Here is a 26,975-nt window from a genome sequence, read left to right as displayed (position 1 = left end):
AATCACACGGTAAAGGGATGTCATGAATATGCTTCAGGCCTTAAATGTACGCTTGAACCGCATCATGCCACTGATTACCCCAATCAGCATTATTATTGGCGTTCTTTGCGGGAGTCTTCTTTCTTCTTATACCTTTTTGTCACCATGGCTTTTTGCTTTCATGACGTTTGCCGGAAGCATCAGCCTCGGGATACGGGATTTTGTGAACGTGCTGAAGAAGCCTTTTCCACTGTTTGTTTGCCTGTTTATTTTGCATTTGGCGATGCCTTTGATTGCTCTGGGCATGGGTCACCTGGTATTCCCAACGGATGCCTACACGATAACGGGCCTTGTTCTCGCCGCAGTTATTCCGACTGGTGTAAGCAGCTTTATCTGGGTCAGTATCTATCGGGGCAATATCGCTCTGACGCTTTCAATTATCCTGATTGACACGATGCTTGCTCCTTTTGTTGTACCCGGGATATTGTCTCTCCTGATCGGAACCAGTGTCACACTCGATATGGCAGCAATGATGAGCAGTCTGTTCTGGATGATCGTTGTCCCCTCCTTGCTCGGTATGCTGCTGAATGAGTGGACCAAGGGTGGAATTGTCCCGGTCTGGGGACCAAGGCTGAATCCGTTCTCCAAATTGTTCATGGCGGCTGTTGTCGCGATCAATGGCTCTGTTGTTGCTCCCTATTTGGCTGACTTTAATTGGCGATTGGCCGGTCTCGCAGCCATCATCATTTTCCTCGCGTCGTTTGGCTATGCACTGAGTTACTTCATTGCCCGATTGCTCGGTTGGAATGAAGCTGATCAGGTCGCGCTTGTGTTCAACGGAGGCATGCGCAATATTAGTGCAGGAGCGGTGCTTGCCGTGTCCTATTTCCCTCCGCCGGTTGCCGTCCCGGTTGTACTCGGCATGGTATTTCAGCAGATGTTGGCCTCGCTTGCAGGATACCTGCTTGGCCGCCACTCGCAGACTCTTCACAATGCTGATAAGACCTCTGCAGCCTGACCGCGAATCTGCCAATCATACCGTTTCATTATAAGTATTCCATTAATAGGAAAGAGCAGATCAGAATATTCTGATCTGCTCTTCCTCTGTTTAGCCGATTATGAACCTCTAATCTATCCCGTATACTTCCACTTCGTAGAGTGAATATCCATATTGGGTGGCTCGTTTCTCACCCGTAAGTCGTACGTATTTACCTTTTCCGTTCACCGCCAGTTCTTCCAAGCCACCTTTGCCCTCTTGCGTATGATACAGTTCCTTCCAGATGGCACCATCATCCGATACGTCAATACGATAGGCGGTAGCATAGGCTGCTTCCCAATTCAGCTTAATGCGTTTCAATTGCTTAACTTCTCCCAGATCAATCGTAATCCACTCCGGCGTATCACCAAATCCGGAACTCCAACGTGTCTCGGGATTTCCATCGACCGCATTCTTGCCAACAAAAGGCTCCTCCGTTGAAGAAACGGTCACATTTTTGTTAGCAGCCAAATTGACATTCGTGTCTCCTCCCCCACCTTCATTTTCTCCGTTTTCTCCATTCCATGGAATCCATGAATCAGAAACTTCGGTATTTTGGGTTGGATTGACACTAACCAGTGATTTTGGCCCAACAACCGCTTTTCCTGTGATACCGGATGCATTTCTGAAAGTGACGGTTACACTCTCATCTGTCGGGTTCCAGATCTGTGCAGTATACGTACCATTTTTCTTGTAGACGGTTGCACTGCTCCATCCGGTGGCCCAAATGTCTTTCGTACGTTCACCAAGCGTAGCCATACTATTTACGAACCAGTACGTGTTGAAAATTTCATTTTTCTGCATGGATGAAGCACTCCACTTGGCAAGTACTGCTGCCGGATCACTTAACGCCTGAATAGGCCATACAATATGCTGCCATTCTTGTTCCGGCCCTCCGTTGTCGGCAACGAATCCGTTGTACAACCCTGCTGCTTTTGTTTTGTCCAAACCATAACTGGTCAAGTATTCACTGGTAGGAAGCCAGTGGATACCATAAATATGAATCGGCTCACCGCTGAAGAACGTACCAAAGAAGTACGAACTTCCATAGACTTGCCCAACAGAAGCATGTTTCCACTCATCGAGCCAGTTATCTCCATCATAGTTGAACCAATATTGTTCGATTGCTTTCAGTTCAGTTGTAAATCCGTAAATCGCTGCATCCCGGAAATCCTGATCCTTGGTTAACAAGCTCCACATATATTGTCCTACCCAGCCAAAAAGAGACTCGCCTGCGGCTTCCTGATTATTGCCACTATCATTGTCTGCATACCCTCCAGCCCAGGAATGGCCCTGATAAGGATCAAAGCTGCGGAAGGAAGGATATAATGGATCGTTCTTGGACGGATTGCCATAATCCCGAATGAGATGATCCACCATATCGCCATAATCTGCCCGGAACTGTGTATCAAAGGTAGCCAGTACCGCTGATGCAAAGACATAATACCCATAAGTGAAATGATGATCGGTAATTCCATAGTTTGCGCCAAACTCACTCGTCTTGTAGTACATCGTTCCCCAATCGTCATTGTAATAGAGGAAATAGTCGGGTTCCCCTTCCGTGTACATGTACCAATCGACCAGAATTGCTTTTATCCGGGAAAGGAACAGGTCACGATAACCGGTCTCGCCCATTTCATTTGCTGCAAGTACACCCATGGCAAGAGGATGCAGTTTTTTGCCCTGCCAGTATGCGTCGGCAGCCATCAGATTATTGTCCGTTTCTGTTTTGAGCGTTTCCAGATAGCTCACCATCTCTGCTCGGTTGTATTCCGGATTGGTTGGCTCCGTAAACTGGGGAACCATGCCGTAGAAATGATCCTCCACTGTAAACTGGTTTCCCTCCCGCACTTTCAACGTACCACGTATGGACGGATAGGTGAGAGAAGTAAGCGGAGATTTCGTGATTTTCCATTGGTGTGGGTACAGTGCCTGCAATGTGTCCGCTGAAAATCCTGCACGTTTCACGGCTGTCTCGGCTTTGAAGTTGGTGGTAACTGTAGACGTCTGCTCGTCATAGGTGTAGGAAACCTCTGTATTTGTTACAAAAGCATAGGCATGTTGATGGAATTGGTTCAGATCCGTTAAAGACGGCATTGTAGCTGCGGATAGATAACCTTTTCCGCCTCCGAGCTGGAGTTTGATCTTGGCTCCTGCTTTTTTGAATACCGTTCCTTCCGGCGCAAAAATTCCATAATAGCGATCCTCTTTTTCGCCTGCCGGATCGCCGCTTTGATTCTCCAACTGAATGCCAATATGATCACCTGTAAAGGTATCACCATCCGATTGCAGTATCGGCTCTCCATTTCCATTCACGACTTTGGTGATGAGCGAAGAAAAGATTTCGGCTGTATTGGGATTATTGAATTCCATAAATACGTAAGGGGACCCCTTTACGAAGGTCGTTTTCATTTTCGCCGATTCATCATCACTGAGAATGGTATCAACCGCATAGTCACTGTACCCGCTGACACGGGTTTCCATATTCTTGGCATTAATATTGGTGGACATAAAATACAGGTCCGGGTTACCATCTGCGTTCACTGCACTCCCATTTCCATTAATCCATCCTTCTCCTGGGTTCAATAGGCCGAGCCCCTGGGGGTAGAACTTGGATTTGAGTGGCAGTGTAATTATGGAATCACTGAGCGGCTTAATAAGCAGGGACTGCCACCAATCATTAGACGCGATAGGTGCCTGAACGTTATCCGTTTTATACGTCGGGTATTTGGGCTGAGGCATACGGATGTCATTCGTCAAATAACTGCCCTTTCCTACCTGGACGGTGCTGGGATTCGGCAAATCAGGAATAGGATAGGATGGCTTCGGTGTTCCGTCTACATAGTCGTATACTTCAAAATCAAACAGGGAGTAGCCAAAATTGGTCGCCCTTCCGATGCCTTGCATTTTGACATAACGTCCGGAAGCATACATCGAAATGTCCTGCTTTCCTCCACTGCCATGCAGCTCCCGGTACACGGTGGTCCAGGTATTGGCATCATCGGAGACCTGTAGGTCAAATGCTCGCCCTGCCGCCCCTTCCCAGTTCAAAACCACTCTTCCAATATTCCGCTTACTGCCCAAATCCACATAGATCCATTCGTCATCCGTATGATTTGAACCCCATCGGGTAGAGGAATTTCCATCGACTGCATTCTCCGGAAGTGTTGCCCCTGGGGGCAGATAATCGGATTGTTCATAGGAAGAGACGGTAACCTTCTTGCCCTTCGCTACATCCGGTCCATATGTAACAGGAGGTACACCCGTGCCACCGATGCCGAACACTTCAAATTCGAGGATGGAGTAACCATAATTCGTGAGGGCTCTTTCTGTCCCTAATACACGCACATAGCGGCCACTTCCATTAACGGTAAGCTCGTCGGTCCCACCATTGCCTGTTACCGTATTGTAGATGTCTGTCCAGTTCACTTCATCGGTTGACACCTGAATCTGATATGATTTGGCGTATGCTCCCTCCCATTCAATGCGTACTTTGTCAATCGTAGCAGTGTCACCCAGATCTACATACAGCCACTGCGGATCTTTGCCCCAGGCACTCGACCATCTCGTTCCGCTTGAACCGTCAACGGCGAGATTCGCCGTATTATTCCCTTCAGTTGATGAAGCGTAAGCTGGTCGATTGCTAGACAATAGATAAGATGCAGGCTCAGCCTGAGCTTTGGATGGGACAAAGCCCGGAAACATGGTGGTAAATAATGCAGCGATCAATGCAAGTGCCAATCCCTTCCCAGCAAATGCTCTTCTTTTGCTTCTTGATGCCATGTCTTAAAATACCCCCTTCATGGGTGATGGTACCGAAGTCATGATGTAGAATGTTAAGCTGTATCGGCTCCTACTTATTTTAATTTGGTCACGCTTACAAAAATACTGTACCCAGCAACGATAAGTGTAACTTTGCACCGAACTACTCCTGCCTGGAAGATGGAGACTTTACCGGAAAAACAACCGTAACTACCGTACCTGTTCCCACTTCACTACGAATGCTCACGCCATAGTCCTTGCCATAATGAAGTTTGATTCGCTGGTCCACGTTACGAATCCCATAGCCTATTCCGCCTGCCCCTTCGGTGAAAATCGCGTCTATAATCTCCTGCTTCATCCCAAGTCCATTGTCGCGAACCTCAATGTGTACATGTTCTGCCTGCTTCTTCACCACAATATGAATCTTGATCTCATCGTCATACCAGGCATGTTCCAGCACGTTTTCTACAAAAGGCTGCAGAATGAATTTAACCGTCTCCAGAGCCAATGTTTCCGGCTCAGCCTCCAACTGATAATGGATGCGTTCTGCATATTTAATATTTTGAATATCAAGATAGGTTCTTACAATTTGCAGCTCTTTATCGACTTGAATCAGCATTTCTCCCTTGTTTAAAGTAAGACGATAAAACTTCGCCAGAGCCCGAATCATCTCATGCAGCTTATCAATCTCCCCAAGCTTTGCCATGCGGCTAATGGACGAGAACGTATTGTATAAAAAGTGAGGATTGATTTTGGAATGTAAAATTTGCAGCTCTGCTTCCTTCTTCTCCAGCTTGCTCGTATAGACTTCATCAATCAGTTGCTCAGTGGTTGAGGCCATTTCGTTAAAGGATTCTGCAATAATGGCAAACTCATCATTGCCCGAATATTGAATTCTTCTTTGCAACTCCCCTTCTTTGAAAGCTTCAAGGGATACTACCAGTTTGGAGAGGCGGCTGGAGAACATACGTGCCATAACGAAACTGACAAGGGTCATAACAAGAATGCTGATGACGCATATGATGATGGTCACATTCCGGACTTTTTGAGAATTGTCCTTAAAGGATGCATTCGGGACTAGCGCAACGATCTGAACAGGAATATTGTGAATCGGTTTGGCGATTTTCAGATAATCACGGGATTCATTCAATTCTTCGACAGTATATGGCAAGGAACCGCCAGGCGAACTCGAATAGAGGAGTTGCTCATCCTGATCGAGAACAAACAACTTTGTCCCTTCCCCTAACTGATTGAAGTCAACATCTTCAAAAATATCTTTTAACTTCACTGAAACTCGTACAAGTCCAATGGACTGAAACGTTTCATAATTAATGGCATGTCTTAACAAAGAGATATATCCGTATTCGGCATCGTTTTCGATTTGCTGCCATTTCATTTCGTCGTAACCGATACGCAGATTCTGATACCACCCCTTATCCAGAATCCGACGGGTATGCAGAATTTCATATTGTCTTTCTCCGGCGATTAGCGACTGCTCCGTTTCATTGTAGTAAAATTCACTGATAGTAGGTGCATGTAAATACAGGGAGAGCTTAATCTTGGATTTGGGCAGATTAGTAGCCGATTCAAGTCTTGGCATCACATATTGCGTTGTCATCTGATACTTCTCCCAGTCCAGATAGTAGCCCGAAAGTAACGTAGATAAGCCCTGATCCTGATAGATTTCATCCGAACTGCGAATGATCTCTCCAACTCTGTATTCAACATTGCTCTGAATCTGACTCACCGCTACCTCAAGATTGTTACGTGTATGTTCCTCCACAGAACGTGCTGAGGAAATATAGGCGTAGCAACCAATCACTATAATTGGAATAATCACAAGTGTGAGATTGGATATGAGTAACTTATATAAAATGGGAAGGAAACGTCGTCGACTGCTGTGCTGTATCATGCATCAACTCTGCTTTCTGAAATCGCCGGGCTTCATGCCAAAGGTTTCTCTGAACAATCGACTGAAATAGGTAAGACTCCGATAACCTACCCGATCGGCGATTTCATAAATTTTGAGATTGGTGGTTTGCAGCAGATGTCTGGCATGTTCAAGCCGACGGGCGGCAACATAATCACTGAACGTTTTTCCCACCTTATCCTTGAACAGAAATCCAAGATGATTCGGGGAATACGAGAAATGGGCAGCCAGGTCCTTGAGAGTAACGTCTTGTGACAGACGTTGCCCAACATAATGTTCAATATCGGAGAAGAGCTTCCAATTGGACTTTTGCTTGCGCAAATAGATATGCTCCGACCATTCGAACACCGTTCGTCTTAGCCAGGATTTAATATCATCTACCGTGTCAAACTGCTGGACTGTCGCAAATCCTTCCGATTTCCATTTTGCAAAGTGAGGAAAATCATCTTGTGCCTCTGCATTCAAGTATCCTTCCAATCGTGACAGGACATGGGTAGAGAAATGGTGTACTTTGGACGAGTCGGAAAAGGCTCTCGCATGCTCAAACAGCTCCTCGACGGCATCACAGATGGTGACGAGCTCATACGTGGACATTGCCGTAAATAGCCGATCCAACTGACTATTCACATCCAGTACATCTCGTACAAGCGGAATATGTACCTCCCCTGGAGAGATAAGCCGATTTTTACCAAGAAACATTTTGCATCCGATTAAATTTCGCGCTTCATCAAAGGATACCGGGAGCTCTGCAACCCGACTCGTTTTTTTTCCAAAACTGGCTGTAATGGTAAAGCGGGAGCGATCGCGTATGTAATGGATAAGTTCATTCAGATTCATTTCTATATCCCCTGCATCGTGGGAATACATGAGGCCAATTCGATCGATAGACAAACGACACCACGCCCCCCAATTTTTGGTTTCAATCCAGGACGTAATCTGGCGAAACGTCAGCTCATGCCATTGTTCATATTCTTCATCTGTGAACAAGTGCTGCATATGATCCATTTCTATAATAACGGCATGAGCTGTCTCCGTTCGTTTGGGAAGCGGATACAGCCGGGTGAAGGACCGCAGGGTAGACGCATCTATACTGCCTTCCATTAGATGCTTCAAGAAATCCTGCTTCACAAAATCAAAATGTTCAAGGATCTCGTTCCCGTTGCTTGTCTCCAGCTTGGTACTCTCTTCTTTCAGAACATGAACGATTTTTTGCAGAGTTGACTTAATTTCATCGTCATCCACTGGTTTCAGAATATAACCATCCGCTTTCAAATGAATAGCCTGTTTCGCATAATCAAAGTCCTCATAACCGCTGATAAATATGATCTTAAGCTCCGGCTGTGTCTGGAGTGCCATTCGGGCAAGCTCCAAGCCAGACATTACGGGCATTTTAATATCGGTAACGAGAATATCCACATCATGATTCTGAAGGTAATGCAATGCGGCCAGTGGTTTATTTCCCATGAAAGCAATCTCAATATTAAGTTCGTCCCAGGGAATAAGCTCACGCATACCAACCAGATCGTAGTTTTCGTCATCGACCAACGCTGCTTTATACATGATCGTTCGACTCCTTAATAGAGAATAAAAGGGCGTGCCTCAGCACACCCACCGTTTTTTGACATCGTATGGCTTGGTTCTATTATCATTTCCCCATAATTTTAAGATTCTCCTGCCATTTGGCTGTCTTCCAATTCAGCACTTTGTCATATCCAAGTTTTACCGATTCAGCCTGAGCCTCAGCAAGAATACTTTTCACTTCTTCATCATTTCCGGCAAATACAAGACGAGGAATGACCTGCTTATAATAATCTTTCAACCTTTGGAGAATAATCCCTTCTTCTGATGTTGCAAGGGGGTCCAGATTGGAGAATTCAGTCATGTTTTTGGACGTTTTAAAGGAAACCGTAGACTGTGCAACGGTTGTCCAGTCTTGCGCTTCTTCCGGCAAAAGCTCTTCCCGTTTGGCTTTGGCGACATCCACATAACTTGTGTTTCCGTACCAGTTAAACTCTCCGATCTTCATTTCGTCATATTTCTTCGGGTCCCGGTTGATATAGGCTTCATTCGGGATCGGGACGCCATCTTTAACCTCATCATAGAACAATCCTTTCGGTCCGAAAAAGAGGACTTGCTGGCCTTCTTCACTGATAGCCCAGTTCATATAAGCAAAAATGGCTTCGGGGTCCTTGGCGTTCGTCGTAATGACATTCACATTCCAACCTAGCGTATTATATCCACTTGGATACACCTTGTTTTTATCCACACCCTCGGCATGAACCGGCCAGATGACATCATATCCCGCTTCCGGGTCGGCAGCTTGAAGATGATTATTCGCTTCACGCCCAATCCCTTCGACCACAGAATCAAAGGCACTGAATACAGCCACCTTACCATTTTTCAATTTCTCCAGAATTTGATCACGGGTCTGGGTAAAGGCATCTTTGGAAGTTAATCCTTCGCGGAATAAACGACTTGCAAACATGACGGTTTGTTCAAAAGCAGGATCTGTATAAATAGAAGTTAACTGCGCTCCCTGCGGTACTCCAAATACACCTCCAGAACCCGGCGAAATAAATCCACCTGTGCGATCTTCCGCTGCTCCGCTATACAGCATACTGATCATCTGAGACTCACTGTCACGCATTTCGCCAAAATCAATCGGAACGATACTGCCGTTATACTTTTCCTTTACCTGTTCCAGATAAGCCTCAAGCTCATTCCAGGTTTCCACCTTAGGTGATCCCAATTCTTTGTATATTTTACGATTCACAAGATAGGCAGCATTGCCGTTTCCGTTATCCCCACTAATAAACCAGTTTGGAATTTGATATAATTTACCGTCCGCGCTGCGAAGCATATTAATGGTCTCTTCCCCTATTGTTTTTACAAACTCGGGATACTTCTCCAAATAGGGGTCAAGCGCCACAAGCTGACCTGCACTGACTAGTCGTTCGACATCTTTGCCCCGGTCAAGTACAATCGCATCCGGGAGTTTTTTGGCAACGATCATGGAATTCAGTTTGGTTGCCGCTGCCCCATTGGATTGTACGGGCTCCATTACCACTCCAAGCTCATCGGTTATCCATTGGCCATGCGGTCGTTCTTCCCAGGTCGGAGCTGTGTACCAATCATAATTAACGAATTGGGTGAAGCTGACGGGTCTTATTTTGGATCTTGGTTCCGCATTTGGCGAGACGCCCTCACTTATATTTATCTGTTCCTTTGTGTTTGCGCTTTCATTAACAGAAGGACTTTGCTCCGCTCCGCCTCCGGTACATCCACTGATCATAAGTGCTGCACTTAGTGCCGAAAGGTGAAGCCAGTGCAGTGATTTTCGTCGTTTTTGTTGTTTTTGTTGTTTTTGTTGTTTTTGTTCCATTTTTGCCGTACCCCTCTCTTGTACAGTTGTATGTTACACGTCTTCCTGTCGATCAGACAAGAAGGCTTCATAACCATTTTGCGAGCAGCTACTCTTTAAGTGAGCCGACCAGAACCCCTTTTACAAAATATTTCTGTAAAAATGGGTAGATCATGAGAATAGGTAGCGTGGCTACCATCATCGTGGCCATCTGCAAGGATTTTACGGTAACCGTATTTTGCACCATACTTTGCGCGTAACTGTTCAGATTGGTCATCAGTGAAGCCGTCGTTCCTGCGTTAATAATCTGAACCAGCAGCGTTTGCAGGGGAATCAAATTCTGATTGCTGATGAACACGGCCGGAATGAACCAGTCATTCCACAAAAATACGGCAGTGAACAGTCCAAGGGTTGCCATCACAGGGCCAGACACGGGCAGCACAATTCGAAAGAAGACACCGAAATTGCTGCATCCGTCCATTTTGGCTGACTCCTCCAGTCCGTCCGGAAGCTCCATAAAAAAGGTGCGGAAGATGACCATGTTATACACGTTTACCATGCCATGAAGTACGAGGAACAAGAAAGTATCATATAATTGAAGATGATAGACAAGGATAAAGTACGGAATAATTCCCCCACTGAAGAACATGGTAATCACGGCAAGAATCATGTACGCCTTCTTGAACATAATCCCTTTTTTGGACATCGCATAACCGAACAAAGAGGTGAACAGCAGTGCAAGTACAGTGCCAATTACCGTCCGAAGGATCGTGATCAGATACGCACTATAAATATTTTTTTCCTGGAATACAACCGCATAATTCTCCAACGTGAATTGCCTTGGCCAAAAGGTCACCCCACCTGAAGAGGTATCGGAACCTACGTTCAACGACAAGACAAGGGAATTCCAGAACGGATAAAACGTAACAAATGCCAGCATGCTCAACAAGGCATAGATCACGATTTTGAGGATGCGATCTCCTGTAGACAATTTCATAGATTATCTCCCACTCTTTCACTCGCGGCTTACCACAAGCTTGTTTTTCCAAACTTTCTTGCCAAAGTGTTCGCTACGACCAAAAGTGTTACGCTTAATAACGATTTGAATAATCCTGCCGCGGTTGCATAGGAGAATCGTTGGTTAACAATCCCCATCTGATAGACATAGGTGTCAATCACATCGGCAACTGGAAGAACGATACCATTGCTCAGGTTTTTCGTCAGTACGAGAATATCTTCATAACCGGCATTTAGAATATTACCGATCCCCAGAATCAGAAAGATCATCATAATCGGCATCATATTCGGGATCGTAATCCGAAAAATCTGTTGGAACCGGCTCGCCCCATCGATGGATGCAGATTCATATTGGGCAGGATCAATGCCTATAATGGCCGCAAGATAAACAATTGAACCAAAGCCAATCTCTTTCCAAACATTTAGGGATACAAGGATTCCCCAGAAATACTCCGGTGTGGACATCCAGTTTATGGGTTCATTAATCAGATTTAGCGCAAGCAGAAGCTCATTAACCGCCCCGTTATCCACCGCCAGCATAGAGAATACCAGCCCAGAGATTACGATCCATGACATAAAATGCGGAACATAAGTAACCGTTTGGACGACTCGTTTGAACTTGCCTGCGACTTCGTTCAGCATCAGGGCCAAAATGATCGGCGCGGGAAAACCGATACACAGCTTGAGCAAGCTGATGGCAAATGTATTTCTCATCACGCTCCAGAATTCCGGAGACTCAAAGAACATGCGAAAATGCATGAATCCTACCCACGGACTATTCTTCATTCCTGCGAACAAATTGTAATCCTGGAAGGCAATGAAAATGCCCCACATCGGTCCATAGCTGAAGATCAGCAAGAATAACAGAGCAGGCCAGATCATAACCTGAAACTCCCACTGCCCTGTAAACCTCTTCCACCCTGAAATTGGTTCAGTCTGCGTAACTCCCTTTCCCAACAATGGTGGGTGGTCTGACATATTTACTTTTTTCATTTACCTCTTCACCCACTTCGTCGCTTGATATTTCTATCGTAATCCCAATCCTCTTCATGGAATAGAACTTCAATTAACGAAAAGTGTACCTAATCAACGAACATGAGGAAAATCAAATTAAAAAACGCCGACATTATTGTCGGCGTTCGAGATGGAACTTTATCAAGCTACATATTCATAAACCTAGTAATCTGAGAGCGAAATTCCAGCTCCTATGATAAGTACGAACACAAGAATATACACAACAATTCCGATCGCTGCCCACAGCAACGATGCTTTGGCATAATTGGCTTTCGAAGGGTTGGAATCTCCAAATGCCCAAACAAACAACATAATTATGTTTACAAGCGGAATCATCATAAGGAAAATTGTAAGCATCCAACTACCGAAACTTACTGGCGGTGGTCCTGGCTTATGTACTCTTTGACTAGCAACTTCTGACATCGTATTTCTTCCTCTTTTCTTCTCCATTTCAATTGCTACCTGCTAAGACAATCTACTTCTAATTTAAGAAGAAACGTTTGCCGTTAATAAAAATACCGGAAATCTCATGAATTTACAATGTAATATTTACCATATTAGTTTTTTGACATATATTTTTTATAACTTATCTCGAATCTCCAAGATGTTATCCAAATACCGAAGCAAAGCGGCTTGTATAAGCATAAAGATACCCCTCTGTTCAACAAAAATAAAATTCATCTTCACAGATGTCTCTTTACTCTCGTCTACTAAAAGGGGTAGCCTGTCAGTCATATTTTATTACTTCTACTCCTATTTCCACAATGCCAGTTTATTTCGGCTGAATATATCCTTCAGCTTTGAGCAATTCAGCGATCAGAACTGCACCGCCTGCTGCTCCACGCAACGTGTTATGAGACAGTCCTACAAACTTGTAATCATACAGGGAGTCTTCGCGCAGTCTTCCTGTTGATACGCCCATACCGCGCTCGATGTCACGGTCCAGTTTCGTTTGTGGTCTGTTCTCTTCTTCAAAATACGTAATGAACTGTTTCGGAGCGCTTGGCAGACCCAGCTCTTGCGGACGACCTTTGAATTGCAGCCAACGATCCAGAATTTCTTCTTTGGATGGTTTTTTCTCAAAGGATACAAATACGGTCGCCAGATGACCATCGGTTACCGGAACACGAATACATTGTGTTGTAATTAATGGTGAGGACGCTTTTACAATCTCATTATCTTGAATGCTTCCCCAGATACGCAGCGGCTCCTGTTCACTCTTCTCTTCCTCGCCACCGATGTATGGAATTACGTTATCCAGCATTTCCGGCCAGTCCGTAAAGTTTTTACCTGCGCCAGAGATCGCTTGGTATGTGGAAGCTACCACTTGAGTTGGATTAAACTCACGCAAGGCGTGAAGTGCAGGCACATAACTTTGAATCGAGCAGTTCGGTTTAACCGCGATGAATCCGGTTTTGGTTCCGAGACGTTTGCGTTGAGCTTCAATTACGTCCAGATGTCCTGGGTTAATTTCCGGAATGACCATTGGCACATCAGCCGTCCAGCGGTGAGCCGAGTTGTTGGAAACAACCGGAGTTCCCGTTTTGGCATAAGCCTCTTCTAGCGCTTGAATTTCATTCTTTTTCATATCTACAGCACAGAATATAAAATCAACCTGGCTCGCAAAAGCTTCCACTTGGGAAGCATCCTGCACAACGATGTTTTTCACTGCTTCCGGAATCGGAACAGCGAGCTTCCATCTGCCTTGTACGGATTCTTCATAGGTTTTGCCTGCCGAGTTGGCACTAGCTGAGATTGCAGTTACTTCAAACCATGGGTGTCCATTAAGCAGATCTACAAAGCGCTGACCTACCATCCCCGTTCCTCCGACGATACCGACTTTCAATTTTGCTGACATAAAATCATCATTTCCTTTCGGTGTGAGTTTCTCCTTATTAAACACTATTCAGGCATTTCCAAAGCGTGTAGCCAACATCCCGGAAAACCAAAAAATCCCATCCCCAAGACAAAAGTCTCAGGGACGAGATTGTTACACTCGTGGTACCACCCAGATTCGCCAATATGTCGCCATACCAGCCTCTTCGAGTTAAGGATTACCGCATTCATTCATGCGCATCCGCTTATACTCTTGCTCTGTAACAGGAGCTCCTGTCACACCATCCCTCAATTCTTACAGTTCCGATGTGCTGCTCTGAGTCTTTATTCAACAAAAAATTCTTTACTCCTTTTCAGCTGCCGGAGCTCTCTGTGAAAGAATGCTTTTTATCTACTCATCTCTTCATCGCATTTGATATTGCGATTATAATATCAAAGTTACCATCGTGAAGTAAACACATTTTTTTTGGATTGCTGCAAATGGCCATTTCTTTACTGCTTTTTGGCAACAATCGTATACGTTCCCAATGGACTTCCAGGCCCCGCGGCATGATGTGACCTAAGTAATTTCAATTCGGAAAGCAGGAGTGTTCTTACCTTATCAGGGATCGGAAGCATTTTCAGCTCTATAGGCGCTTCTGCCAAAGTCATTTCGGTTTCCCATTGACCGTCCTGCAGTTCGGGAGAATGGATCGAAACCTCTTCCTTAATCGTCCAGCCTGCCGAAGAGACAAGCTCTCGGATATCCTCCGGTGTAAACAGCGTGCGCACATTGGAGAAGCTGTTCTCCTTGTAACATTCGACCTGGGACTGAATCAGAACGGATAACCAATGCGAGAGCTGGCTCACATCTGTAACGCGTGCATCCCATTCGGCGAAACATAACTGATGCCCCCACGACCTTACCTTGCTAAGAATCTGGGCGAGCTCGTCAAAAGATTTCAAGTACCATGAACAATGAGAAAGTACAATCACATCAAATTCATTCTCGGCAAATTGGGCCTGCTCACTTAGAATATCGAAATCATAATCCATTCGAATTCGGTTACCTAGCGGAGATTTCCGCAGATTGGCTGCCGCTTCACCCACAGTTAGCGGTGCACCATAACTCTCTGGTGCAATGTCTACCCCATGAACGTATCCGTGCTCCCCCACCAGATGCGCTAGCACGGCCGTTGTATCGCCCTGACCACAACCGATTTCCAGAACGCGGCTGCCTTTCTGAATTCCCCAAAAGAGTCCCAGTTGCATCCGGTGCTCGGTCTGAATGTATTGAATAGCAGCGTTGTCCTCCACGTCCATATACTTAATCAGATCCCTGATGATCGTCTCACTCATGATTCCTCACTCCTTAAAGAGCAGCTTGAACTTCCTGCTCATTGTAGCGTTACAGGAACCATTGTACAATACTGGAAATTGTTAATCTTGCCTTAATCTTTAACACAGGTCACGTCTTATCCCCACTGTGTTGCAAGCTGCTGAAGATATGGAGTCAGCATGGGCTGCAATTCCTTACGCATCAGTCCGATCTCCAAAATGGCCTGAATATATCCGAACTGATCACCAATATCGTAACGGCGTCCCTCCAGCTCAAGGGCCAGCAGTTCTTCCACCTGGCTCACTTCTTTCAAGGCATCCGTTAGCTGATATTCCCCTCCAGCCCCTCTCTCGATTCGATCCAGAATGGGAAAGATGGAAGGTTTCAGAATGTAGCGCCCCATTACGGCTGTTCGGGAAGGCGCTGCTGCAATGGAAGGTTTTTCTACCAGATTCGTGATTCGGTGAACCCGATCCTCTGCCCCCTGTGAATCAATAATCCCATATTTACTCACATCAGCAGCCTGCACTTGCCGCACGCCAACAATCTGACTTCCTGTTTTTTCATATAAATGAATCATCTGTGCGAGCGCCGGTGGATCAGATACCATAATATCATCTCCAAGCAATACGGCGAACGGATCGTCTCCTACAAACTGACGTGCACATCCAATCGCATGACCCAATCCAAGCGGCTCTTTTTGACGGATAAAATGAATGCTGGCCATTTCGCTGATCGCTTGAACTTCTTCCAGCAGTGCTTGCTTGCCTTTGGCATACAGGGAGTGCTCCAACTCAACTGATTTGTCAAAATGATCCTCAATCGATTTCTTATTACGTCCGGTTACGATGATAATATTTTCAATGCCCGATTGTACCGCTTCTTCCACAATGTATTGAATGGCCGGTTTGTCCACAATGGGCAGCATTTCTTTGGGTTGTGCCTTGGTTGCCGGCAAGAATCGGGTACCAAGCCCCGCTGCCGGAATGACTGCTTTTTTAATTCTCATATCATGAAACACTCCTTTCATTAGCATCAGATGACGAATCAGACCTTTGAGCAGGATCTGCCCGGAACACCCAATACCGACTGGCAATATAGTTTATAACCATGCCCGAGAGGGTCGCCAGTATTTTACTCATTACAATGCTCCAACCTAATGTGCTGTTGCAGAAGTACAGAATCAGGGAGGATAGCGCCAGAACCAAGAGATTAGTAATTACAAAACGCATGATTTCGTTTTTTTTGCCCTGTCTTCCCGCATCCTGGAAAGTCCACCTGCCATTCCACCAGTAACTGTTTACGACCCCGCAGCAGTAGGAAATCACCTGGGCAATCAGAGCTGGTGTGCCTGCGGCAGCGAGCAACGTAAACACCATTCCATCCACTGCCGTATTCAGGACGCCCACAATTCCGAACTTAAACAGCGTGACCAAACGATTAGTCATGATTAGCAACTCTACCCGTTAACCGTGACTGACCCGACTGACTCTCCATCTGATACACATCTCTCACGATGTATAGCGGGCGCGCCTTGGTTTCATCATAGATTCGGCCAACATACTCGCCAAGAATGCCCAGCATGATCAAAATGAAGCCGTTAAAGATCAGCATGATGCTGACCATTGAAGGCCATCCTTTGATCGTTGAATCTGTAAATATCGCCGAAGCGATGACACTTAGCATATAGATGAAGCCGCCGATGGACAGGACAGCACCCACGTATCCCGCAAGCTTGAGCGGTTTGTGTGAGAATGATGTAATGCCGTCCAGACTCAGCTTCAACATGCGTTTCAGCGGGTATTTGGTCTCACCTGCCAAACGTTCATCCCGTTCATACTCAATGGCTGTCTGACGAAATCCCACCCAACTAACCAATCCGCGAACAAATCGATTTTTCTCTGGAAGACGCTTCATCTCATCACATACCTTGCGATCCATCAAGCGGAAATCCCCGGTATCCACTGGAATATCCGTATCCGTCGACGCTCGCAGTACGCGGTAGAACAGGCTTGCTGACCATTTCTTGAAGCGGGTCTCCCCGCTTCTGCTGGTCCGACGGGCATAGACAACCTCGTAGCCCTCTTTCCACTTGTCGATCATGTCCAATATCAGCTCGGGAGGGTCCTGAAGATCCGCATCAATTATGACGACTGCATCGCCTGCTGCATAATCCATACCTGCCGTAATCGCAATCTGGTGACCAAAGTTGCGTGCAAAATCAATCAGCTTCACACTTTCATCCCAGCGGGCATAGTCACGGATCATCTGTGCACTTTGGTCCACACTGCCGTCATTGACAAACAACAGCTCGTAACTCTCTCCCGTACTGCCCATGACTTTTTTCAGACGCCGATAGGTCTCCTCAATCACCGCTTCTTCGTTATACATTGGAATGATAATGCTGTAACGGTACTTTTGAGCCATGTTCGTTCCCTCCCTTTTCCGTTGTTTTCGTTCGAATTGTTCAAGTTCATATCGTGTATCACTTGGATCACACTTATAATTTCACTTCATATAAAGTCGTTTGACCGCCGAAACCGGAATCGCTATCTGTTCCCGTCTTCCAATCTGACGTTGGAATCTCCGTACCATGCTCCTTGATCCAGTCGCCGATATCAGAACTTCCACCTCGGCCACCCATGCCACCTACCATGAAGTATTTCACTTGTCCGCTCTTCACGAGTTGTTCCAGTTTTTCCGTGGTATACACCGGATCTGAACCCGAGAACCCGCCAAGCGTAATGACTGCTTCATTTTCATCAATGATATAAGGGGCGGCCTGGTTGTAGTCCGTCGTTGCGAAGAGATAGGTTTCACCTGTGTTATGCTCTCTCAGATAATTCAGGGTTGTGGTGTCCACTTCTTCGTTGCGGTTCCCTGCTCCACCTCGCCCACCTGTCGTAGGCATTCCTCCGCCACCATTCATGCTTCCTCCTGAATTCGGAGGTGTTCCCATGCCCGCATTGTTCGGGTCAGCATCATCGGACGATGGGATATCCTGAGCGGTGTCATCTGATGCATTCGGCGGAGTCATACCCATATCGCCACCATTGCGATCACCCTGTCTATCTCCCATAGCCATGCCCATGTCGCCGAACATCCCATTGGAACCTGTAGGTCCAGCCGCCGGAATCATGCTGTTGCCTCCATACGTAATAGGTGTGAATGCCCAATAGATCGGACCGATCAGCATGACCATGAAACCTGCGATAATCAAACCCTGTTTCCATGGGTGTGAACGATTAAGCAGCACAATCAGGATAATCGTGATCAGAATGCCTGCAATTAATTCACCTATGGACCAACCTGCCCCGATAGTCTCGTTATACACCTGCATGATATACCAGCCGAAGATGGTCGTCAGCAGCACGGACAACGGAAGCAGCCAGGCTTGCCAGCCATTGCGTTCACGATATGCCGTCCACATGGCGGCAAACCCTGCTCCGGTTAATGCCGCTACCGGAGGTGCGAGCATAATCAGATAATATTGATGGAAGAAGCCTGCCACACTGAAGAAAGCAGCTACCGGAAGCAGCCAAGCCAGCCAGAACAAAGCTTCCTTATGCTTATCGGTTATATTTCTTCGTCTTAATCCTGCAAAAATGGCGATGCAGCCAAGCAATACTACCGGCAACAGCCAACTGGCCTGACCGGACAGTTCAGTCTGGAATAACCGCAGAGGACCTTTTTCCCCCGTGCCAAACATGCCGCCCATGCCTCCACCGCCACCATTGCCGCCTCCGAAATTCCTTCCATTAGGTATCTCGCCACCGTTTGGCATCTGGCCGCCCGGGAAAGTCATTCCGTTCATGCCACCCATTTCACCGTTTCCAGGTAGATTGCCTGTTGGAGCCGAGCCGCTGCCCGACTGATCTGTTCCTGAACCCTGGGAATTGGAGCTGCCACGAACAATACCTTCATCAGAGGCATTTGGCATACCTGCATTCGCTGATCTGTTCTGTTGTCCCGTGAGACGGGATAAACCGTTATATCCAAAAGCCAGCTCCAGCACCGAATTGGTTTCACTGCTGCCGATATAAGGCCGCTCATCTGTCGGTATAGAATCCACGGTGACTGCCCAGGATAAGGAAACAACGGCCAGCACTACCGTACTTCCAATTAACAAGATGATTTTTCTTCTCCACTTGGCGTTGAATGCAAGCAGATAGAACAAGTAGAAAGCCGGAAGAATCATATAGGCTTGCAGCATTTTCATATTAAAAGCCAGTCCAATGAGCGCAAAGGCTACCAGAATGCGCCAAGTACTGCCTTGCTTGCTTCCCTTGAATAAAAACCATGAACCCAGCAGCAGCGTAAACACCAACATGCTGTCAATATTGTTGGTACGGCTCACCGCAGCCACTACTGGTACGGTTGCCATCGCAAGTGCCGAGATTCGCGCCGCGCCAAGTCCAAATGTAGGCTTGACCATGAAATATATCAGCAGCACCGAACCGATCCCCGCTAATACTTGCGGTAAAATAACACTCCATCCATGCAATCCAAAAACGTAAGCAAAAGCGGTTTGAATCCAGAAGACAACGGGTGGTTTGTCTACGGTAACCGAACCAGCCGAGTCGAGCGATGCATAGAAAAAGTTATGGAAATTTCTCAGCATGCTCCCAACGGCGGTCGTATAATAGGAATTGGCATATTGATCGTTCCAGATGCCATACCCGTTCAGAAATGCCGCCAGTAAAACAATCGGCAGAAGGATAAGATCAATCCTTCGTTTGGCGATATTCAATCTCAATCACTCCTTCAAGTTCTTCATGTCTACTATTGTGGCATGCCAAAGTAAAACTGGGATGAGTGCCCGCTGAATGTTGCCTGAGGATAACTTGCAAACTTTTCAGCTAATTTTCAGTTTGGCGAGCGATAATATAGCATATAGACCTGTAAAATTGAGGGTATGTAATAGATGGATTTAACGGGGAGGAACGCCTGCTTATGAAGCTGAGTACTGGCATTAAAATACTTTTGGCAGATGATGAACCACATATTTTGCAATTTCTGGAGCTTGGACTAAGCAATGAAGGCTTTGATGTACGTACAGCCCCCGATGGAGCCGCTGCGCTTGAATTGGCACTTGATTTCCGTCCACATATGGCCATTCTGGATGTAATGATGCCAGAGATGGATGGGTTTGAGGTTGTTGAGCGACTGCGCAAGAGCGGGGCTCAGATCGGGGTGATCATGCTGACAGCCAAAGATGAAGTCGAGAATCGCGTCAAAGGCCTATGGCTTGGTGCCGACGATTATATGATTAAACCATTTGCGTTCGACGAATTGCTTGCACGGATTCAGGCAAGGCTTCGTAATCAGTTTCCATTATTAATCGGTGCGGTGACTCATGGGCCATTCCGAATTGATGATCAACGCAAAGAGATTACCTATCACGATCAGATTCTGGAGTTGTCTCCTACTGAATATGAACTTTTAAAATTCATCGTGCTTAATCATGGCATTGTCCTGAGTAAAGCGACCATTCTGAACCGTGTGTGGGGGTATGATTTTGGTGGAGAAGAAAACATTGTGGAGGTGTACGTTCGCTCCTTGCGTGACAAATTGGGCGATAAAGAGCATAAACTCATTCGTACCCTTCGAGGTGTCGGATACAGGGTGGATCTCTAATGGGGTCTTTACCATTGAAGGATAAACTTCCTTGGGCATGGCTGCATCGCTGGGTATCGCCACGTTCGCTTCGCTCTCAATTACTCGCGCGCTCCCTGTTCATTCTGGCTGCTCTGTTGTTGTTAATTGGTATTCTTCAATTCTGGATTATGGAAAGCTTTCTGTATCGCAACCAGGCGAAAACGATGGAAGAGCAGCTCATGTCCATGCCCCCTGTTTGGCTCGGAACGTCTTCACGAAGTGGTGCGACAAATAATCCTTTTGGCGGGCAATCCGGATCAGATCCAAGAGGATCAGGCAATCGTTTCTTGTACATTCCGGATCGTTCACTGGCCTTATTTGATAATCAAAGTGGCTTCGAGGACATTTTTGGTGAAGACGGTCTAACCGCTCCTCGCTTGACATCCGTTGAATATGAGAACATTACAGATCAGATCAACGATAAGCATCATGTTCCATACCGGATTGTAACGGATAACCAGGGCAATGAGCAGTTAATCGTTTTCTCCTCACCGGGACCACGTAATCGCGGCTTACCCATGGTGCAAATGGGCACCCCTACGAAACCGCTAAAAGATCTGATCGTGAAACAGCTTCTGATCTTCTTGATGTTATCCCTGCTGGCTATGGTCGCTGGACTTATTCTATACACCAAGGCACTTCGCCGGACACTGATTCCCTTATCCAGCATGGTAGACACGGTGCAACGAATCGATGCAGGCAGTCTGGCCGAACGCCTTCCTGCGGTGCAGGGACAACAGGAAGTGGATCAACTGGCGCTTTCATTTAACGGCATGCTCGAAAGGCTGGAAGACTCCTTTGAAGCAGAGCGGGAGTCGAAGGAGCAGATGCAGCGTTTTCTGTCCGATGCTTCCCATGAGCTGCGTACCCCTCTTACCTCCATTCACGGATTTATTGAGGTGCTCAAGCGCGGCGCAGCCTCCAATAGCGAGCAATTATATAACGCTTTGAACAGCATGTATGGTGAATCCGTCCGCATCAACAAACTCGTAGAGGATCTGCTGATGCTGACCAAGCTGGACCAGGCGCCCCAGCAGGAGCAGGAGGTCATTCAACTCGATAGTTTGCTGCTCGAAATGCAGTCACAGCTTGTCATGATGGCTCAGCAAAGACAGGTTCATCTTGACCTGACAGCTGAAGTCCATGTCATGGCTGATGCTCACAAATTAAAGCAGGTTGTGCTCAATTTGTTCCACAATGCAGTACAGCACACCGATTCAGATCGGGGAGCCATCAGCATCACTTTATATGCCGTTCAGCATAAAGCCGAGTTAACCATAAAAGATAATGGCTCAGGGATTGAACCGGAGCATCTCCCTCACATCTTTGAACGCTTCTACCGCACAAGCTCTTCCCGTTCGAGAAAACAAGGTGGCGCGGGTCTTGGCCTTGCCATCACCCGTTCAATTGTGGAGTCGTATGGCGGGAAAATCACAGTACGCAGCCAGATCGGCGAAGGAACCGAATTTACGATTTTACTGCCATTGGTAGAGGGTGAAACCTAAGCTGAACGAGGGTCACAAGATGCAGCTTTTCGTTTTATTGCGGCTCCTATCAAATGACGAATAACCCTTTCATTTCTACGGAGAAATGGGAAGGGTTATTCGTTTAGTATCGGATTGGTGTATTGGTACATTGTGCATTTGTATCGAAAATTATCGTTACTGTTTCCGCAATAGGTAATGGTTGTACGGTTCATTCTCGATTTCGATCAAATTCAGCCATTCAAAATTGCATTTCTGTATTACCTTATTGGATGCCTGATTTGTTAATAAAGCGATGGCATTCAACACTTCAACGTTTGTATTTTCAAATAAATACTGTGTTATTCCTTGTACTGCCTGCGTTGTAAAGCCACGGTTCCGGAAGTGTTTCGAAATGCCGTACATAATCTCCCGATTGGGTGCTGGCAGCTCGTCCTTAATCCCCGAACAGCACCATCCTATGAACTCATCGTTTTCTTTGAGCACGATAGCCAAACGTAAATAGAGGTCCCCAATGTCTCCACCCGCCAAAACAGCTTGTTTAAAATTCTGATTCTCGGGAATTTCGTATTGAGTGAGCCAGAGGGCTCTCTCTTCAACCGCAGCATTCCATCCCGGTAAAAATTCGTAAACCTCGGGTTGCCAGGTGATTTCCTGCAATTTCTCCAAATCCTCAGCTCGATACTCGCGCAAATAAATATCTTTGCAATCAATGATTAATTCATCACTTTGTATGTTTTGTTTCATAATGCCTCCTATAATTCATCTTACACAGCTAACATTGGCAGATCATAAACACCATGTCGCTCTAATTTAAAATGAGACTCACGCAAGTCCTTCCTTATCAATAAACTCGTCTTTCGTTAATCCGAACAGGATCAGATCCTGGTATTTTCCATCGGTATAAATCACCTGACGACGCACCCCTTCCTGCACACACCCAAGTTTTCTCATCATAGCTGCGGAAGGTTCATTGCCTTCGAGAACATAATCATTGAATTTATTAAGCCTGCGCTCGAAAAAGGCATATTTCAACAAAATTCGAATGGCTCTCGTCCCATATCCTTTTCCGCGATGATCCCTGTCAATTTGAATTCCAATGCTAAAGGTACCATTCCTCTCATCGATGCTGTTCAAATTAACGCCCCCGACATTCTCACCATTCATATTTTCAATCGTAAACATGATCCGTCCTCTGTCTAGAGAGAAATCGGAGAAGGCTTCTGTAAATTTCTTCGCCTCAGCATTCGTAGGGGGCAGTTCCACTGCACATTCAAGTAAACGGCGAGCAGGTGAATCAAAGCGGTTATAATAATGATCTTCCCAATCTTCCTCACGAAGAGCCCGCAATCTAACCTGATCATCCTGCCAAAAATAATCGTTATAGTTAATCTCTCTCATTCTGATATCCCCCGTTTGGCAATGAATTGTTTCTCAAAATAATATAATCTACGCCTATGATAACCCATATTGTGGAATTTGAGGAGATTTGTTTTCTTTTTCGATACAACTAAAAATAGCCCCCGGACAGAACGATCCTGCCGAAGGCTATCATCTATTTTATATATAACGTCATTCCGATTCTTCTTCTTCCGGGTATTGTGGTTTGGTTACACTATCGGGGACCGTTTCATCGAAGACGTCCTGACCGGGATAATCCCGTACTTCCCCTTCGTGCAGTTCATGATTTTCATAATCGAAACGGTGTGCAGTCCTTTGATCCACTCGCCACGGCGAGCTTTTGCCAAGAGATTCAGACATCAGAGATGAGCCGTAAGGACCTTCAGGGAACTCTTCGAGTGTGATATCATTTCGCTGCGACTCCACCGTGGACACATCGGTATATTCTTTCCTATCTTCTTGCAAAAATTTATCCTTCATCGTTCGTCCCTCCATATCTGCTTCGTGGTGATCAAAGCATGTTTAGTTTGAACGGGAATGAAAGCATTTATGCATGTTCATTGGCAAAAGAAAAGTACATTCTTCAATCTCTGATCCAGATATAAAATACAAAAATAATAAGTCCAATCATACAAATCCACGTATCCCGTTTGGACCATACCAATAAGGAGGAGCGTGCTCCAAGCATGGAATTCTCTCTGACTTTCCGCATTTCCATCGCTATCGTCATGTCCTCTGCACGCTGAAACAGCGCCATGAGCAAAGGAATGACCATCGGACCAAGATCACGTACCCGTACCGTATTTGGTCGTAATGCAGCTTTGCCGCGTGCCCGGACGATCAGCGAGAAGCGCTGCCATTCACTCCAGATCATCGGGATAAAACGGAAGATTAAAGACACAGCGAGTGCAAACGATGACACGGGCAGTTTGATTTTTTTGCCGATGCCAAGCACCCAGTTCAGTCCTTCCACCATGCGTCCATAAGGCGTAGTCAGTGAAAACCAAAGACTTGCCAACGTGACGATAAACAAACGGTACACATTCAGTAACGTCGCTTCCGCCTGCATCAGGGAAAATCCGAATTGAAGGCCGCCTCCTTCTGTAGAAAGAGTCGTCCCCGATAACGCTGTTGATACGAGAAAAAACAGTACCAGCGGCTTCATTAACTTCATACATCCAGCCAAAGTGTGACGAGGCAGCACAACAAGGGCCAGCAATACCGGAACCAACGTGAGTGACAAACCTAGCCAGTGGTGTTGTAGCATCGTCGCAGTCACGAGCAAAATGTATAAAACCCATTTCAGACGTGGGTCCATGGCTCCATATATTCCTCTGCTTGAACCTGATTCAGCGTGGGAGTAGATAGCCTCCTGTCTGCCTTCTCCTTCCGAAGTGTCGAAGCGTGATAAGGCAAGTCTCTCTTCATCCCTGAATTGTTCCTCATTATCAACGGTATCAGCCTTTGGCTCTAACGGTTCATTAACGAACTGAACAATACTTTCAGCCATTTCCTCCGGGGTCAAGGCAGTAAAAGGCAAATGCATGCCCGCCGCCCCGAATTGCTGTGCCAATTGCATGGAAGGTGGAAGCCCAATTCCGGCAAGCTCCAGTAATTCTGGCCTGGCCTGAAGTTCTTTTGGTGAAACATCACCAACCAGACGTCCCTTCTGCAACAAAAGAACACGATCCGCAAGAGGTAAAAAAGTGTCCAGATCATGCGTAGCCACAATGGCTCCCTCACCTGCATTTCGATGCTGGTTCAATACGTCCAGCAGCGTGACTACACTTTGTGCTTCCAATCCGGCGCTCGGTTCATCGAGCAATAGCCATGGAGGCTGCGCAGCCGTTCCCAGGGCGAGCCCCAGTCTTCTCCGCTCGCCTCCACTTAGTGCAAAGGGTGATCTGTCCAGATGAAATCGTTCTTCCCTTTCATGCCCCCCCGTCGGGGAGTCCCATCGCTCAAGCGCCTCATTTATCTGCCTTTTCTTTTGTTCTTCGGTTAGACGATATGGACGCAGGGAATACGCAAATTCACGTCCAATGCTTCGGGCAAATAGCTGCTGCTCGGGAAATTGGAAGACCAATCCCATTTGCAACAGAATGGACTGTGGTACTTTCCCCTTCTGCCAGTAAGGCTCTCTGTCCAGCTTGAGGCTACCCTCATCTGGAGGTTTTAGGCCAGCAATTGTTTGCAGCAGTGTGGTTTTACCTGATCCAGTGCAGCCCAGCAACAAAGTGATTTCTCCACGGTTCAGTTGGACAGTGATATCTTGAAGCAGCGGTCTTCTGTCCGATTGTGACGAAGCAATGCCTACATGTTCTAGTTCGATTGCCAAAGGGCTACCTCCTTAACCAACTGCTCAGGTCGCAGAGGTGTCGCATGTTGGAGCAGACCTTTTCGTTTCAGGAGTAGAGCTGTCTGCACCGTAAAAGGTGGAGCAAGCCCAAGCTTTTCGCAGGGCGATGGTTGTTGTGCTTCTTTTCCAGCCTCAGCCGTCGTCTCCTGCCTCTCCCTTCCATAGAAGAAAACCTCAGGCGTTCCATCGTAAACGCATCGTCCCTGTTCCATGGCAATAATTCGATCGCACAGCGTCGCTTCCTCCAAATGATGCGTAATCCAGATTACTGCTGTCCCTTGCTGAACAATGGCTTGAACTACAGCTTCCATTCGATCTCTGGCTCCAGGGTCAAGCATGGCCGTAGGCTCGTCCAGAATGAGTACATCCGGCTTGGCCGCCAGCGCAACCGCAATATTAAGCAGCTGCTTCTGTCCTCCAGACAGCATAGATATGGCCGCCTCTGGCGGGTGCTCAAGTCCTACCGTATGTAAAGCGTGCTCTCTTCGTCGTAAGTGCTCCTCAGGAGATTCAAGCAACGAGGCTAAGGCAAAATGAAATTCCTCCTCAATGGTATCTCCAAGTACCTGGGCATCAGGCTGCTGGAGTACTCCACGAACAACCAGTTCTGGAGAAGCCTTTCTTTCTCCGCCGGATAACGGAATGAATCCAATCAGCAGCCCAGCCAGCGTACTTTTGCCGCTACCATTGGCTCCCACGATACTTATCCATTCTCCGGGAACCAATTTCAGTGAAACTCCATCCACTGCCTTACGAACACGACCTGACTCGGACGCATAATGAACCCGGACATTTTCTAGTGTTATCAAAGGTGTAACGT

Annotated in this window: 21 protein-coding genes and 1 other annotated feature; of the genes, 3 read left to right on the top strand and 18 right to left on the bottom strand. The window is 46.5% G+C overall.

Annotated elements, in window-relative coordinates:
* Positions 1-28 precede the first annotated feature (28 nt).
* A complete protein-coding gene (locus QP794_RS12415; RefSeq protein WP_285077462.1) occupies positions 29-997 on the top strand; it encodes a bile acid:sodium symporter family protein in 969 nt (322 codons plus the stop codon).
* 108 nt (positions 998-1,105) lie between these two features.
* Here QP794_RS12415 and QP794_RS12410 read toward each other — a convergent pair whose 3' ends face one another.
* The 13 genes from QP794_RS12410 to QP794_RS12350 all read right to left on the bottom strand — a co-directional run bounded on the left by QP794_RS12410 (position 1,106) and on the right by QP794_RS12350 (position 20,003).
* Positions 1,106-4,798 carry a discoidin domain-containing protein gene (locus QP794_RS12410; RefSeq protein WP_285076901.1) on the bottom strand — a complete coding sequence of 1,231 codons (3,693 nt, stop codon included), beginning with the start codon at positions 4,796-4,798 and terminating at the stop codon, positions 1,106-1,108.
* A gap of 142 nt (positions 4,799-4,940) precedes the next feature.
* Positions 4,941-6,560, bottom strand: coding sequence for a cache domain-containing sensor histidine kinase (locus tag QP794_RS12405; RefSeq protein WP_285076899.1), 1,620 nt, complete (start codon positions 6,558-6,560; stop codon positions 4,941-4,943).
* Positions 6,561-6,692: 132 nt separating this feature from the next.
* Positions 6,693-8,267 (bottom strand): response regulator transcription factor, encoded by a 1,575-nt coding sequence (locus tag QP794_RS12400; RefSeq protein WP_285076897.1) that lies wholly within the window; start codon positions 8,265-8,267, stop codon positions 6,693-6,695.
* 85 nt (positions 8,268-8,352) lie between these two features.
* On the bottom strand, positions 8,353-10,089 hold the full coding sequence (locus tag QP794_RS12395) for an extracellular solute-binding protein (RefSeq protein ID WP_285076895.1): 1,737 nt from the start codon (positions 10,087-10,089) through the stop codon (positions 8,353-8,355).
* 88 nt (positions 10,090-10,177) lie between these two features.
* Positions 10,178-11,065: a carbohydrate ABC transporter permease gene (locus QP794_RS12390; RefSeq protein WP_285076893.1), complete on the bottom strand. Its 888-nt coding sequence runs from the start codon at positions 11,063-11,065 to the stop codon at positions 10,178-10,180.
* 29 nt (positions 11,066-11,094) lie between these two features.
* Entirely contained in the window at positions 11,095-11,967 is an 873-nt protein-coding gene (locus QP794_RS12385) for an ABC transporter permease (protein WP_285077459.1), read from the bottom strand.
* 294 nt (positions 11,968-12,261) lie between these two features.
* Positions 12,262-12,549 (bottom strand): hypothetical protein, encoded by a 288-nt coding sequence (locus tag QP794_RS12380; RefSeq protein WP_285076891.1) that lies wholly within the window; start codon positions 12,547-12,549, stop codon positions 12,262-12,264.
* Positions 12,550-12,871: 322 nt separating this feature from the next.
* The gene (gene asd / locus QP794_RS12375) at positions 12,872-13,957 is read right to left on the bottom strand and encodes an aspartate-semialdehyde dehydrogenase (RefSeq protein WP_285076889.1); all 1,086 of its coding nucleotides are present in this window, start codon (positions 13,955-13,957) and stop codon (positions 12,872-12,874) included.
* Between the two features lie 116 nt (positions 13,958-14,073).
* Positions 14,074-14,351 (bottom strand) — a binding site (T-box leader).
* A gap of 76 nt (positions 14,352-14,427) precedes the next feature.
* Entirely contained in the window at positions 14,428-15,273 is an 846-nt protein-coding gene (locus tag QP794_RS12370) for a class I SAM-dependent methyltransferase (protein ID WP_285076888.1), read from the bottom strand.
* A gap of 116 nt (positions 15,274-15,389) precedes the next feature.
* The gene (galU, locus tag QP794_RS12365) at positions 15,390-16,262 is read right to left on the bottom strand and encodes a UTP--glucose-1-phosphate uridylyltransferase GalU (RefSeq protein ID WP_285076886.1); all 873 of its coding nucleotides are present in this window, start codon (positions 16,260-16,262) and stop codon (positions 15,390-15,392) included.
* Between the two features lies 1 nt (position 16,263).
* Positions 16,264-16,701 carry a GtrA family protein gene (locus QP794_RS12360; protein ID WP_285076884.1) on the bottom strand — a complete coding sequence of 146 codons (438 nt, stop codon included), beginning with the start codon at positions 16,699-16,701 and terminating at the stop codon, positions 16,264-16,266.
* The gene (locus QP794_RS12355) at positions 16,694-17,680 is read right to left on the bottom strand and encodes a glycosyltransferase family 2 protein (RefSeq protein WP_285076882.1); all 987 of its coding nucleotides are present in this window, start codon (positions 17,678-17,680) and stop codon (positions 16,694-16,696) included. Before QP794_RS12355 ends, QP794_RS12360 begins: the two co-directional genes overlap by 8 nt.
* Positions 17,681-17,753: 73 nt before the next feature.
* Positions 17,754-20,003 carry a glycosyltransferase family 39 protein gene (locus tag QP794_RS12350; RefSeq protein WP_285076880.1) on the bottom strand — a complete coding sequence of 750 codons (2,250 nt, stop codon included), beginning with the start codon at positions 20,001-20,003 and terminating at the stop codon, positions 17,754-17,756.
* Between the two features lie 203 nt (positions 20,004-20,206).
* Here QP794_RS12350 and QP794_RS12345 point away from each other — a divergent pair, with 203 nt between their 5' ends.
* Both QP794_RS12345 and QP794_RS12340 read left to right on the top strand, forming a co-directional pair.
* Positions 20,207-20,890, top strand: a complete 684-nt coding sequence (locus QP794_RS12345) for a response regulator transcription factor (RefSeq protein WP_079344304.1) — start codon at positions 20,207-20,209, stop codon at positions 20,888-20,890.
* Positions 20,890-22,416, top strand: coding sequence for a sensor histidine kinase (locus QP794_RS12340; RefSeq protein WP_285076878.1), 1,527 nt, complete (start codon positions 20,890-20,892; stop codon positions 22,414-22,416). Before QP794_RS12345 ends, QP794_RS12340 begins: the two co-directional genes overlap by 1 nt.
* A 156-nt stretch (positions 22,417-22,572) precedes the next feature.
* On the opposite strand, the gene QP794_RS12335 is transcribed toward QP794_RS12340, so the two are convergent.
* From QP794_RS12335 to QP794_RS12315, 5 genes are all read right to left on the bottom strand, one after another.
* Positions 22,573-23,142, bottom strand: a complete 570-nt coding sequence (locus QP794_RS12335; RefSeq protein WP_285076876.1) for a GNAT family N-acetyltransferase — start codon at positions 23,140-23,142, stop codon at positions 22,573-22,575.
* Positions 23,143-23,220: 78 nt separating this feature from the next.
* On the bottom strand, positions 23,221-23,796 hold the full coding sequence (locus QP794_RS12330; protein WP_285076874.1) for a GNAT family N-acetyltransferase: 576 nt from the start codon (positions 23,794-23,796) through the stop codon (positions 23,221-23,223).
* A 171-nt stretch (positions 23,797-23,967) separates the two neighbouring features.
* Positions 23,968-24,276, bottom strand: coding sequence for a hypothetical protein (locus QP794_RS12325; RefSeq protein ID WP_024628740.1), 309 nt, complete (start codon positions 24,274-24,276; stop codon positions 23,968-23,970).
* A 103-nt stretch (positions 24,277-24,379) separates the two neighbouring features.
* Positions 24,380-26,134, bottom strand: a complete 1,755-nt coding sequence (locus QP794_RS12320; RefSeq protein WP_285076871.1) for an ATP-binding cassette domain-containing protein — start codon at positions 26,132-26,134, stop codon at positions 24,380-24,382.
* Positions 26,119-26,964 carry an ATP-binding cassette domain-containing protein gene (locus QP794_RS12315; RefSeq protein WP_285076870.1) on the bottom strand — a complete coding sequence of 282 codons (846 nt, stop codon included), beginning with the start codon at positions 26,962-26,964 and terminating at the stop codon, positions 26,119-26,121. Before QP794_RS12315 ends, QP794_RS12320 begins: the two co-directional genes overlap by 16 nt.
* Between the last annotated feature and the right edge of the window lie 11 nt (positions 26,965-26,975).

The organism is Paenibacillus sp. UMB7766-LJ446, assembly GCF_030226665.1.
GTDB lineage: Bacteria > Bacillota > Bacilli > Paenibacillales > Paenibacillaceae > Paenibacillus > Paenibacillus vandeheii.
The sequence above is the reverse complement of the archived record's forward strand: the minus strand, read 5'-3'. Positions and strand labels throughout refer to the sequence as shown.